At 58.6% G+C, this 12850-nt stretch carries 7 protein-coding genes and 1 riboswitch; of the genes, 2 read left to right on the top strand and 5 right to left on the bottom strand.

Going from position 1 to position 12850, the window contains the following annotated elements; genetic code table 11:
- Positions 1-251 precede the first annotated feature (251 nt).
- Positions 252-1406, bottom strand: coding sequence for a succinylglutamate desuccinylase/aspartoacylase family protein (locus ACOYW0_RS01985; RefSeq protein WP_482416913.1), 1155 nt, complete (start codon positions 1404-1406; stop codon positions 252-254).
- 297 nt (positions 1407-1703) lie between these two features.
- Positions 1704-3701, bottom strand: a complete 1998-nt coding sequence (locus ACOYW0_RS01980) for a methyl-accepting chemotaxis protein (RefSeq protein ID WP_482416912.1) — start codon at positions 3699-3701, stop codon at positions 1704-1706.
- Positions 3702-4618: 917 nt separating this feature from the next.
- A riboswitch (cobalamin riboswitch) is annotated at positions 4619-4811 on the top strand.
- 287 nt (positions 4812-5098) lie between these two features.
- On the opposite strand from ACOYW0_RS01980, the gene ACOYW0_RS01975 reads away from it, so the two are divergent.
- Both ACOYW0_RS01975 and ACOYW0_RS01970 read left to right on the top strand, forming a co-directional pair.
- A complete protein-coding gene (locus ACOYW0_RS01975; protein WP_482416911.1) occupies positions 5099-7012 on the top strand; it encodes a TonB-dependent receptor plug domain-containing protein in 1914 nt (637 codons plus the stop codon).
- Positions 7013-7619: 607 nt separating this feature from the next.
- Positions 7620-8978, top strand: coding sequence for a sigma-54 interaction domain-containing protein (locus ACOYW0_RS01970; RefSeq protein ID WP_482416910.1), 1359 nt, complete (start codon positions 7620-7622; stop codon positions 8976-8978).
- Positions 8979-9096: 118 nt separating this feature from the next.
- Here ACOYW0_RS01970 and ACOYW0_RS01965 read toward each other — a convergent pair whose 3' ends face one another.
- The 3 genes from ACOYW0_RS01965 to ACOYW0_RS01955 all read right to left on the bottom strand — a co-directional run bounded on the left by ACOYW0_RS01965 (position 9097) and on the right by ACOYW0_RS01955 (position 12793).
- On the bottom strand, positions 9097-10527 hold the full coding sequence (locus tag ACOYW0_RS01965; protein WP_482416909.1) for a glycoside hydrolase family 5 protein: 1431 nt from the start codon (positions 10525-10527) through the stop codon (positions 9097-9099).
- 482 nt (positions 10528-11009) lie between these two features.
- The gene (locus tag ACOYW0_RS01960) at positions 11010-11819 is read right to left on the bottom strand and encodes a CoA-transferase subunit beta (protein WP_482416908.1); all 810 of its coding nucleotides are present in this window, start codon (positions 11817-11819) and stop codon (positions 11010-11012) included.
- A complete protein-coding gene (locus tag ACOYW0_RS01955; RefSeq protein ID WP_482416907.1) occupies positions 11816-12793 on the bottom strand; it encodes a CoA transferase subunit A in 978 nt (325 codons plus the stop codon). Before ACOYW0_RS01955 ends, ACOYW0_RS01960 begins: the two co-directional genes overlap by 4 nt.
- Between the last annotated feature and the right edge of the window lie 57 nt (positions 12794-12850).

Here is a 12850-nt window from a genome sequence, read left to right as displayed (position 1 = left end):
GGCTTGGCCCCTCCATTTTTCTTAAGCGATTCTGGAGATACTTTGTAGGATGGGCAAAGCGCGAAGCGTGCCCATCTGATGGCCGATGGGCCTTCGATATGTGAGTCGTGGTCAACATATCGACCCCCCGATACCCCTTCTCCATTCCCCAAAACCTGTCCTTCGGACGCCTTCCCAAAGAGGCCGTGTTGATTTTGGAGCAATCCGCATTTGAGACCTCACTGCCGGATGCACCTTTTAGTCTTTTCCGTTTATTCCGTGGCGCCGACTTTCTTTGATTTGCTTTGCTCTTCAAGCTCTTCCGGCGTGTGGCGGATGCCCACCCGGAAGAGGGCAAAACCCGGGCTGACGAACTGGTTCTGGGCGCGTCCCAGGATGGTGCCGTCAAGGGGGGAGAGGGTCTGGTGGACCACGTTGGTGACCGGGTCGATGATTTCTGCCAGCAGGTCCCCTTTTTTGACCGATGCCCCGAGCTTGACCTTGTTCATGAGGATCCCACCGGCTTCGGCGCGTACCCACTGGCTGCCGTAAAAAACGGGCTGGGGGGAGGGGAGGAATGTGAATTTATCCACCATGCCCATGTTTTTCAGGAAGGATTGGATGCTCTTGACCCCGGTAGCCACCTTGTCGGGCTCCAGGCTCAAGGGGCCGCCGATCTCCATGACCACCGCCGGGATGCCCGAGGCGGTGGCCGCGCCTCTCAGGCTCCCTTCCGGGGCGGTACTCTGAAGAGCGGTCAGGTCGCCGAACCCTTTGGCGAGGTCGGCCACCTGGTCCATGGAGAGGTCCACGCGGAGCTGGGGCAGGTTTTCCCGGAAAAACGAGCCGGTGTGGATGTCGATGAGCATGTCGCATTTGTCGATGATGTCCGTGAACAGAGCATGGGCAACCCGGCTGGGGTAGGAGCCCTCGGGGTTGCCGGGAAAGTAGCGGTTGAGGTCCCTTCGGTCGCCGATGTAGCGATCCCGCCTCCAGAATCCTTCGAGGTTGACGATGGGCATTCCCACCACCACCCCGTTGAGCTTTTTGGGGTCGATGTTGTGCACCACCTGGCGGATCATTTCGATGCCGTTGAGCTCGTCTCCGTGGATGGCGGCGGTCAGCGCCAGGACAGGGCCCGGTTTCGCTCCGTTGATGACGATGACCGGGGTTCCCACCGTCACCCCGCCCGGCGCCTGGACAGAGAACCATTTCAGGGTTTTCATGGTGCCGGGTTCGACGGTCTCGCCAATGATCTTGAAAGGCTTTGTCGTGGGGGCCCCGAAGGTCTCCTTGATGGGCTTTGTCTCATGGGCAGGGGGGGGCGCTGCGGGGGGCTCAGCCTCGCTTTTGTCGGTGATGGTTTCCGTGGCAAAGGCCGGAAAGGCAAGGCACAGAATCAGGAAAAGCAGCCGGTGGGTTTTCATAATCCTCCTTGGTCCTTCAGGTGTTGCGTCATGTATGGCGGCTGTGGAGCCGATCCCGTCGATTTTGGCAGGCGGGTAGGGGGGCTTGTCACATGGGCATGTTTGAGGGGGTGACGGCGGGTCCGTCGTGCGTGTGTCGTGCAAGCAAACACGGCAGGCCCGGCAACTTTTCCTTTTGTACCCTGTTTCTGTCGGAAGTGTCTATTCTTTTTCGGGATGTTGCTTTTGAGGGCTGGGGGTTGACGAAACGGGGAGGGGGCATGGCCTTGTCTTCCCGTTTCGTTTTTTTTGCCGCTATCAGAACTTGACCACGTCCACCATCTGCTTGAGCTGATCGGAAAGGTTTTTCAGCTTTTCAACGTTGTCGCCGATCTGGGTGCTGTTGGTTGACATCACACCTGCGGCGTGGTCGACCTGGTTGATGTCATGGGTGATGTCGCCTGCCACAACAGCGCTATGGGCGATGCTCTCTGTGATGTCCTGGTTTCCTTTGGAGGCCTGGGCAATGTTATCGGCGATCTCCTTGCTTGTGACCGACTGCTCCTCAATGGCCGAGGCAATGGTGGTAACCAGTTCATTCAACTTGGTGATGACATCGGAGATGCCCTGGATCTCTACGATGGCGTCACTGGTTGCGCCCTGGATCCCGTCGATGCGGGTCTTGATCTTGTGGGTTGCCTCGGAGGTCTGTACCGCCAGCTCCTTGATCTCTCCTGCCACCACGGCAAAGCCTTTGCCCGCTTCACCGGCCCGTGCGGCCTCGATGGTTGCGTTTAATGCAAGGAGGTTGGTCTGCTCGGAGATCTCCTTGATGGCTTCGGTGACCTGGCCGATTTCATGGGCCGATTGTCCCAGGGCATCGACCTTGGTGGAAGCCCTGCGGGAGAGGACAACCGCGTCGTCGTTGATTCCTCGGGCCGTGGCCGTGTTGCTGCCGATTTCATTGATGGTGGTGGTCATTTCTTCCAGGGCGGCGGCCACCATGTTGATGTTTGTGGCGGACTGCTCTGTTGCAGCGGAAACCGAGTTCATGTTGGCACTCATTTTCTCTGCTGCTGCGGCCACGGCGTTGGATTTGCCGGAGGTCTCGGCCGAGCCGGATACCATCTGGGTCGACACGGTGCCGAGTTCTTCGGTGGCGGAGGTGAGGGTGTGTACCCCGGACCGGATATTGGAGAAGGTTTCCCGGAGTTTGATGGCCATGGTTTCCATGTCTTTGTAAACGCCGTGGAGCTCGTTGTTCCTGTCGTAGGTGAAGGTGATGAGGAAGTTGCCTCCGGAAATGTTGCGGGCCACCTTCGCGATTTCTGCGGGGTCGCAGCCCAGCTGCCTCAAGACGCTGCGGGTCAGGCCGATGACAACGAGAACGCCTATGAGCAGGGCCCCTGCGCTCATGACGATGATCAGGACGATCCCCCGGTGGTTGGATGCCTTCAGGCGGGGGCCGATCTGATCCTGGACCCCCTTGATGTCGAGTTTAATTTCATCGATAAGGTCTGCCACTTCGGGGCCGATACGGTCCAGGGTGCCCTCAATGACCTGGTTGCGGGTGTTTCGAAGGGAAAGGGCCTGGGCAAAACCTTGCAGGTAAAGGTCTTTCTCTTTTTGGATGTTGGAAAGAGCCGTGGTGTGGGCCTCTGTCTTTGCAAGGTGGTCCAGGGCCTCTTGCATCAAATCGAATTCGGAGGCCACCCGGTCGGCATCGGACCGGGCATTGCTGACGAAAAAGGCGGTCCTGTGAACCCGGCCGATGAGCATGTGTTCCATGGCAACCCCCGCTCCATAGGTCACTTCGGTGTCGCGTTCCCGGTTGGCCGACTCCAGGAGCTCTGCGAGCAGGGTTTCCATGGCCTTGCCCCTGGGGTTCAGGACGTCTCCGATGATTTGTTCTTCTTGCTTTTGAAGGTTCACCACCTTGGTGAAGGCTTCGTTGTAGCGGCTAACGGAAGCGTCGATCTCCCGGATTCTTGCGGCACGGTCAGGGTGGTTGATGTTCCCGGTTGCCCGTTTCAGCAAATCATCCATCTTCTCATAGTACCCCAGGAACTCTTCCCGGTTGGTCTCGTTCCCAGAGATAAGGAACTCTTTGACGTTCATCCGCGTCATGAGCATATTGGCCTGAATCTGGCCGGAAAGGTTGGCGTTGCGGGCCATTTCCCGGTACTCCGTAAAACCGTTGGATGCATTGTTCAATGTGACGATTCCCAGCAGAGTGGTGGCGGCCAGCAGGCCCAGTACCGTGGTAAATCCCAGGATGAGCTTGGATTGAAGAGTCATGGTTTTCAGGGTGTTCATGGGGGTATTCTCCTAATCAAGAGGTGCTTCGAAGATCAAAAAAAACGTGTGGCTCCACACTTCGCGCACAAGTCCGCAGATCGAGGTGGCTGTCGAAAAGCGTGCCGATGCCATGGCTTAAGACAGGAAGGTGTCCAACGTATTTTAGTGAAAAGCTGTCAACGGGTTGAAAAACCGGGACACACGTATCCGAAGAAAAGGCGCGGAACCCTTCAGGGGGTGCGGTGAGGTGGTTTTTGATTCTCAGGGTTGGTTGATGAGTCGTGAAGAGTCAATGGGCAGGCGTGTGGGAACATGGCAGGCAGGCGGTTGCCTGTCTGTGCGTCGATCTTTTTTCCAGATTCCCGGCCAGGGGGTGTTGTGTCCTTTCGTAGGGGTTATGATGTTTTATGAAATATCTTATAAAAATCACGAGAGCTAATAGCCCAACTTGTGCTGACAGTCAATCAGAAAAAAGTAAAAAAGTGAGGATTTGACTCGGACAATATTCCTACTCCTTGAAAAGTAACATTGGCAAATGCGATTGTGTCGCGTGTATTTCTGGTTTTTTTTCGGGGGGATAGGTGCGGGTGAACTTTCTCGGGCCTCGGAGGGGTTCACCGTGGCTCCGCAGGAGGGGGGAGAACTTACCCCGGATATTGCATGAGAAAGCAATCATCCAAAAGGATGATATATGATTTTGGATAGCCACAATAAAAATGTTAGCATTTTTTGAAAATGCAAAATGTAAATCAGCGTTTGCTGTTTGATTTTCTCACACTTCGGGCGAACCGGGCTATTGCCGGTTGCAGGCCGTGGGGGAGGCTTTTCATCACGGGCCTGCCATGGCCTGTTTTCCTTGGCACGGCACGAATGCGTTGACATCTCGCTGACGGTAGGATACTTTTCCTCCCATTCTTTAGAAATGGCCCTGGCCATTTCGGACATAATATTCAGGTGCCGGCCGATCAGTGGCCTGCATAACAAGGAATCCTGTGCAAATCAGGAACGGGCCCGCCGCTGTAACCGGGGACGAACGCCGCATCAACGCCACTGTTGAATCTCAACGGGAAGGCGCGGCCAGTAGATCGATCCGGAAGTCAGAAGACTTACCTGAATAGCTGGGTAGATTTTTCACTCGTGGATAAGGGTGGAAACGTGCATTGTGGAATGAAAACGGTATCCCACACAGGCTTTGATCTGTGTGGGTTTTTTTGTTCTCCGGCGCAGGCGGCGCCGGGGGGAAAAAGACCCGCACGGTATGTGGCTTTTCCGTGGCCGGGCTTTTCTGGCTACGGGTGTTTGGGGAATGGGGCGAGCCGCCCTTTTCCCGGGCATGCATGGGGACCGGATGGAAACGCACGCCTCTTTTCTCCATGCCTGCTGATTTAATCATCAAAGAATGTGAGGAACGAGGTATGCTGAAACGTCATGTGAAACACCTGGCCTGTACGGGTGTGGCGGCCATTTTTTTATGCTCTGCGGGGGTTGCGCCCTCAGCAGCAAAGGGCGCTGACGCCTTGGGGGAAGTCGTGGTCACGGCAGAACGCTTTCCCACCGGGGAAAAAGAGAGCTCCCGGTTTGTCACCATGTACTCATCGGAAGAGCTCATGGAGACAGGAGCCAATAACCTGGCCCAGGCCCTGAGGCGAAAAGGAGGCTTCTCCTACAAGTCCTTCGGGCCCCAGGGGGTCTCCTTCGGCGGCATGAACAGTGAGATCACGGCCCGGGGAATTTCCAAGGGCACCCTGATCCTGGTCAACGGCTGCCCTGTTCAGGGTGCCGCCGGCCAGGGGTACGACCTGGACATGATCCCCCTGGAGCAGATCGAGCGGGTGGAGGTGATGAAAGGGGCGGCTTCCACCTTATACGGGGCCGACGCCCTTGCCAGCGTGGTCAACATCATCACCAACAAGAACGCCAAGGCCACCCAGGCATCCGTGTCCGTGGAGGCAGGCTCCCACGGGCATCGCACGGCAAGCGCAGAGCTCAGCAGCCCCCGTGTGAACGTCGGGGTCTCTTACGCTCACCTGGACGCGGTGGACAAGATTTCCCAGACCACCTACCCGGATGACCCCTCCGATAATTATTTTTACTCGCGGGACGCTGTGGATAGCGGCGGCCTCAACCTCAACGCCACCCTGGCAGATGGCCTCTACGTCGACTACCTGGGAAGCCTCAGCACCACCGGGTACACCAAAAACAAAAATGCGGGCGGTGTGGATAAGGAAACGGAGCAGGAGCACGCCAAGCACTTTGCCGACATCCGATTTGAAAAAGAGCACGTCAGGCTCAAGGCCTTCGGCTATCTGGACCAGCTGGACCGCGAGGAGCTGACCAGTAAAGGGCTCACCGATGAGTGCAACAAGAACTACAACTACGGGGTGCAGGGGGATTACCGGACCACCTTGGCCGGGGTGGAGCTGACCGCCGGAGGAGACTATGTCTACCGGGGTGCCGATTACAGCGAAAAATACGGCAGGCACCACCGGGACGATATTTCAGCCTTTGTGCAGACGAAAAAGACCTTTGCCGATTCCCTCACCGTGGTGCTGGGGTTTCGTGAACAGCTGATCTACGATGGAAACGGTGACAACAAGGACTACGACATCTTCCTGCCTTCTGCCGGGGTCACCTACCGGGTCTCCTCCGGCCTGAACCTTTTTGCCAACGCCGGAAAGGCATTCAAGGCACCTACCTTCAACGACCTGTACTACAAGGGCGATGCCCTCACGGGCAACCCGGATCTCGACCCCGAGAGCGGCTGGACCTACGAGGGCGGGATCAAGTACGACAACGACTACATGAGGGTTCGCCTGGCGTGTTTTTATATGACCTTCGAAGACAAGATCGAGTCCATAACCGTGGATAAGGTAACCACCAAGTTCAACGCAGGCGACTACGAGTCCACGGGGGTTGAGTGGGAGACCTCCTTTTACCCCTTTGTGAACCAGGCCTCGTTCCTGGACGCCGTCTCCCTGGATGTGGCCGGTTACCTGGCCGATACCACGGCCGAAGACACCGATGGGGAAGAGTACCAGGCCGCCCCTGAATTCCAGACCTCGGTGGGGGTGTCCTATGTCACCGAACCGCTGGTCCTCAACCTTGCCGTGGATATCTTGCGGGAGCGGGAGAGAAATCTCCCCAGCTACAACCCGGTTCATTTTGCCGGAAAGCTGGCCTGCTGGAAGGGGTACCTCACTTTTGGCGTGGACAACATGTTCGACGACACCGTGGTGACCTGGGGGGACAACACCCCCGACAAGTCAAAGCACTACGAATACTACGACCTGGGCCGCACCTACAAGCTCGGGTATGAGTTGATCTTTTAATCCGGGTAGTTCATGAAACAATAATCGTTTCAAAAGGATAACTTGAATATGGGTTTACTCGGTCCATGACATATCCGGGTTAGCCTTTTCGATTCACTGGCCCCCCGCGCCGTTCCCGCCGCGGGGGGCCACCTCAAAGCTGCTCCTTCCTCCCCAGTCCCTTTCCGAACCGGAGAATCGCCTTCCAACCATCAAGATGTTGAGGACGTTCCTGTATGTAACAGGCCCCTTTATGCAACAAGCCATGGGGCTGTTGTGCCCTGATTGGGCTGGGCGGAATGCCCTGCTTTTTTCAGGGGGATGGGCAGGGGCTTGCTGTGATCATGGGGGGCACACAGTCAATGTGAGTAATTCTTGATAATTTTTGTCAAGAATTGACAGGGGGTGGCGGTGTGGGTTGGGAAAAATGGTGTGCTGTGAGTATATGTCATATAATCAATTTATTATCCTTTTTATCTTGGGCGTTCCCGTGTGGGGAAAGGGCGATTGACTCTGTGGGCGGAAGTAGATATATTTCCCTCGTCTTGAAACGGGTTTTTGTGATTTTTTTCGTTTGATGGGCCGGATTTGGGGGAGTCCTGCCTCGTTTTATGCAGGGATGGTGAGGATGGAGGACATATTGCATTCGTCTTCGGACGGAATCTGGATCTGGGATGCCTTTGGCCGTGTGATCGCCGTGAACAAAAAAGCCGAGGAGCTCGGGGGTATCCGGGCGGATTCTCTTATCGGCCGGTGTTATATTGAGCTGATCCAGAATGGCCTCTACGATCGCTCCGTGGCCCATGACATCTTCCGCAGTCGGTGCCAGGGGGTGACCCAGGCGGCATCCCTTCGAACGGGAGTGCGTACCATCAACACCGGAACCCCGTATGTCAACGAGCGTGGTGAGATCGTCCGCATCGTTGTCAAGGAGAAGGAGATATCCCACTTAAGCGATGAGGCGGCCCTTTCCGAGGTGAGCCGGATCCGGTCAGGCTTCGGCGAGTCCTTTGAGGATCCCGGGGTGGTCTCCCTCGGCAGGTACGAGGTGGTGGCCAAAAGCCCGTTGTACCGACGTTTGTTGAAGCGGAGCTTTAAGCTGGCCGATGCCGGGGTCTCACGCCTTTTGGTCCTGGGAGAGTCGGGGACCGGCAAAGGGCTCCTTGCCCGGTTGATCCATGAAAAGAGCAGGCGCAGGGAGCACCCCTTTGTGCAGCTGAACTGCGCGGCCGTACCCGAAAACCTGTTGGAGTCCGAGCTCTTCGGGTACGACGGGGGCGCCTTTACCAGCGCCAGGGCCCAGGGGAAAGAGGGCTTGTTTGAGGCGGCCCACGGCGGGACCCTGTTCCTTGACGAGATCGGGACCCTGCCCCTGGCCCTCCAGGCCAAGCTCCTCAAGTACTTAGACGACTTTGAGGTGACGCGCCTGGGCAGCACCCGGGTGCAGAAGGTGGACTGCACGGTGGTGGCCGCCACCAACTGTGACCTTAAAGACCTGGTGACGCAGGGACTCTTTCGCGAGGACCTCTACTACCGACTCAACGGATTTTCCCTCACCATTCCGTCCCTGCGGCAACGTCCCGAAGACATCGCAGGGCTCCTGGATCATTACATCGAGCGGTACAACTGCCAATACCGGCTGTGCCGTTACCCCTCCCAGAGCCTCCTCGACCAGTTGTACGACTACCCCTTTCCCGGCAATGTGCGGGAGCTCAAGAACATTGCCCGCCAGATCGTGGTGCTTGGGGAGGTCGACTTGCCCGAGGCCTCCCCCTGTCTCCCGCGCGGGAGGACGGTTGGGTACGACGAGCCACAGAAAGACCTCAAGGGAAAGATGGACGCCTTTGAAAAAGAGCTTCTCAGGCAGGCGGTCTCCATGCACCGGACCACCCGGGAGGTGGGGGACTACCTGGGGATCGACCAGTCCAGCGTGGTGCGAAAGCTCAAAAAACACGGCCTCTCCATGGGCCGCAAAAAGAGGCGGTGACCCCGGCTCGTCGACTCATTCTGCCCTGTGGCCACCGCCCCTTCCTCTCTCCTGGCGGTTCTTTCGACTCTTCACAATCTGGTGACAGCCCCTGCCCGTTGGCAGGGGCTGTGTTGGGCTAAACAGCCCGCTTTATCACGCCTCCCGACGGCCTGGCCGCGTAGAGTTCGGCGATGGTTCCTCCGGAGGGGGAGAGGTCGCCCGCTTCCCAGGTGTCCGGTTCCGCCGATGTGGCCAGGGCGGCCGAGTCCTCGTCTTTGTTGCTGAGGCTCCAGTTTGCGTAGCTTACACTGTGGTCGTTCAACGCGGTGAGCCAGCTTTCTGTTTCGGTTGGGCCCACCCCCTGTCCGCCGTCGGCCATGGTGGTGCCGAATTCCGAGACAAAGATGGGGAGTTCCTCGTCCATGGCCGCCTGGAACATGTTGAAGACGTGCTGGCCGGGCTCGGGGAGGTGCTCTTTGGCGTAGAAGTGGAGGTTGTACATGATGTTCTCCCGGTCCTCGATGGGGCTTTCGATGACCTGATCCAGGCGCTGGCACCATTCCGGCGTGCCCACGAGGATGACGTTCTGCGCCCCCGTCTCCCGGATGGCGTCGATGATCTCCTCTGCGGTCCCTTTCATGTCCTCCCAGGCGTACAGGGGGGCGCCCGGCGAGTTGTCCGGTGTGGAGTAGTTCGGTTCGTTGAAGATCTCGAAAATCACGTTGGGGCTGTCCCCAAAGGCCCGGGCCATCTCTTCGAAGAAGTCGATGGCATGGCCTTTCCACTCATCCGGCCCCATCTCCACGGTGCCGGAGAAGTCCCGGGACGGAAAGGGCTGGGCCCCGTAGGTGAAGTCATAGAGCAGGTGCCAGTCGATGATGACGTACAGGTCCGCGTCGATGGCCTCCTCCACCCGGGTTTTGACCTCCTCCCGCAGGCTCGCCTGGCCCGTATCGGCAAAGTCGAGATACCCCATATCGTCCTCCGTTGCTGTGTACATGGCAAGGCGCACGAGGTTGCCGCTGAACACCGATGGGATCTGCTCCATGCTGTGGGGGTTGAGAAACTCGCCGTACCAGGTGTAGCCGTGGGAGCTCATGCCCAGAAGGAGGATGTCTTCTCCGTCCTCGCCCTTGAGGCGCCCGTCGGTCCCTACAAAAAGGGCTCCCCGGGTGGAGGGGGTGTCCAGGCCGGGGTTCTCGCCAGCTCCTTCGTCCACTGTTGCCGTGCAGGTGATGTCCTCTTCGGTTAGGTCTCCGTGGTTGAAGTCAAAGCCGATGACAAAGGAGGCGCCCGGATCGATGAAAACAGGATCTTCTTCCGCCTCCAGAGTGATGGTAAGGGTGGTCCCGGCTGTGGCCGCGTGGGCCTCCATGTCCAGCTCCACCCAGGCCGACTTGAAATCTCCGATGACGGCAGCGTCTGCCACCACGTCCAAGATGCAGTCCTCGGCGTCCAGGGGGGTGGGGAGGGTGTTGGTGACGGTGACCTCAAAGAGGGTCCAGTTGTCATTCTGGCTGGTAACCTCCACGGAGGTCTCAAGCAGGGTGGTGTTTTTTGACGGCATGGTGTTCTCCTTGAAAAATGGTGGTGATCCGGGCAACGGGCCCGGGAAAGTGTGGGGCAGGGCAAGCGCCTCGGCAGACCATGGGGCATGCTCGGGCAGGGTGCCGGTGCCCGGTTTCACAAGTGATTCAAGGGACGCAAAGGGAGCCACCGAAAGCAATCGTGGCCGGGGAATCGCGGGCTGCTGATTTGTGTGGGGGTATGCGAGGGAAGAGGCGGACAGGCAGGGCGGAAGATGGCTTCGAGGGCGAAATTCGAGATAATCTGTTTACGTATTGTTGATGAAAAATGTAGCCGTTTCCGCGGGTTGCTGCAAGGCTTGAATGGTGTTTTTTGTTCGGGGCGCTTGTTTGGTTTTGCGGTCCCCAACGGATTCGGGCGGTCGGGTGGTAAAGAAAAGCATGCCGCAGCGATTCGGCCCTTCAAAGGGAGGCCATCACTGCGGCATGCTGTCGTTTTTGCGTGGTTTTGCACCGGTCCCGGCTACTGAAGAAAGATCCCTTCCGGGTCGATGACGTTGTAGAGCAGCTCCAGCTCCTCGTAGGTGGGCAGCTCGGTTTCGCCGCTCACCCGTGAGATGTTCAGGTCCAGGCTGCAGTGGGCCTTCACCTCTTCGGGGGTGGTGCCGGGATGGTAGGTGTCCAGGTAGATCTCCCCGTTTTCATCGAACCGGAAGACCCCCATGTTGGAGATCACCGCCGACGGCCCTCCTCGAAAGGCCCGGTTGTACACCTCTTTTTTGGGGACCAGCTCCCCGGAGGGCCACTTGGGGATGCGCCACCCCGGTGAGGTGATGTAGTCGATGCGCTCTTTGAACCTTCGTTTCTCCTGGGGCATGATAAAGACCGTTTTGCGGGCCAGGCCGTTGATGTCCGAGTTCCCCCCGCTGCCCGTGAGTCGCTTTTCCGGGACCATGCCGTAGGCGCCCATGCCCGTGGTGTTGACGTTGCCGTAGCGGTCCACCTCGGCACCGCCCAGGAAGGCAAGGTCCACCACCCCGCGCTGGAGCTGGTTGAAGACGTCGGTGAGGCCCGAGGCAATGGAGGCCTGGTAGCTGCACCGGGCGTCCCCCACCGAGGTGGGCAGTGAGATGGGGCGGCCGTCCACGCTGCCTGCCTCATAGATGCACACCGCGTTGGGGGAGGCGTTGTGCTGGGCCAGCATGATGGCCAGCATGGGCAAACCGGTCCCTGCAAAGACGATATCGCCGTCTTTGACCTCCCGGGCCGCTGCCACGGCAAGGAGGTCCATGGGTTTGAATTCGCCGTTTTTGACGTAGTTGGGTGCTGTCATGATCGCGTCCCCCTTTTGACCCGGGTGGAGTAGCCGAAGGCCGGGTTGGCCTTCAGTGTTTTCAGCCGCCGGACACCGATTTTTTCAAGGTACCCGTCAAAGTCCTCGACCCCCGTGACCCACTCCTCCACCCAGGTGTCGAGGCCTTCCTGGGTGCGGGTGGCGTTGAAAAAGTCGCGGATGAACTCGCCGTCGGTCTCGTACTGGCCGTAGCATCCCGTGGGGTGCCCCGCCCAGGGGAGTTCCACGATGTAGTGGACCTGGTGGCCGGGCACAAGGTTGCGGGTGGGGTCCCTTCGGATAAACTCTTCGGTGACCACCTGCTCGGCGATGACGATGACCTTGTCCGAGGCCTTGATGGCTTCGGCGTCGGAGTAGGTCTGCCCGTCGATGCGGACGGTCCCTTCGTCCCCCACCATCTGCACGTGGGCGATGCACCAGTCCGGGTTGCAGGCCGGCACATGGAGAAGCTGGCTGTCGTAGAAGGGGTCGTCCACGATGGCTGCTTTGAGCTTGGGAATTTTTTCGTGGGTGCCGTCCCGGAGTCCCAATTGCCCCAGGTGGTCGTAGGCGGGGTTGAGCATGTCGGTGCCCAGGCTGGCGTAGGTGGGAAGGTAGGGCAGGCCCATGGAGCCTGCGGTCATGCGGGCCAGGATCTGGACGTGGGAGTAGTCTTCGATGACCACTTCCCCTGCTTCGGCCTTTCGGGCAAGGTTGGCTCCGATCTTGCCGTAGAGTTCATGGCCGATCCAGCAGGATTCCCAGATCTTGACACACCCGGCGCCGATGAGCAGGTCGCTGTGGGTGCCGCCGTTGACCTCCACCAGGTGCAGGTCCCGTTTTTTCTGGCGGATGAGCTCGTAGATGGCCGCCATGGGGCGACGCCAGATGGTGAACCCGCTGAAGGTCAGCATGTCGCCGTCACGGATCAGGCCGACGGCCTCGGTCAAACCGATGTGTTGTGGTTTTCCCATCGTACTCTCCTTGCGATGAACGGGGTAATGGCACGGGCGGTCCCGCGGCATGCGGGA

This window comes from Desulfoluna sp. HI9BLuna, from assembly GCF_056829775.1.
Note: the sequence above shows the minus strand (reverse complement) of the source record. Positions and strands in the feature narration are given on the sequence as shown.

What these genes read in the sequence shown, in the direction of transcription:
- ACOYW0_RS01985 (WP_482416913.1), bottom strand. Translation starts at nt 1,406, where the DNA reads ATGAAAACCCACCGGCTGCTTTTCCTGATTCTGTGCCTTGCCTTTCCG.
- ACOYW0_RS01980 (WP_482416912.1), bottom strand. Translation starts at nt 3,701, where the DNA reads ATGAACACCCTGAAAACCATGACTCTTCAATCCAAGCTCATCCTGGGA.
- ACOYW0_RS01975 (WP_482416911.1), top strand. Translation starts at nt 5,099, where the DNA reads ATGCTGAAACGTCATGTGAAACACCTGGCCTGTACGGGTGTGGCGGCC.
- ACOYW0_RS01970 (WP_482416910.1), top strand. Translation starts at nt 7,620, where the DNA reads ATGGAGGACATATTGCATTCGTCTTCGGACGGAATCTGGATCTGGGAT.
- ACOYW0_RS01965 (WP_482416909.1), bottom strand. Translation starts at nt 10,527, where the DNA reads ATGCCGTCAAAAAACACCACCCTGCTTGAGACCTCCGTGGAGGTTACC.
- ACOYW0_RS01960 (WP_482416908.1), bottom strand. Translation starts at nt 11,819, where the DNA reads ATGACAGCACCCAACTACGTCAAAAACGGCGAATTCAAACCCATGGAC.
- ACOYW0_RS01955 (WP_482416907.1), bottom strand. Translation starts at nt 12,793, where the DNA reads ATGGGAAAACCACAACACATCGGTTTGACCGAGGCCGTCGGCCTGATC.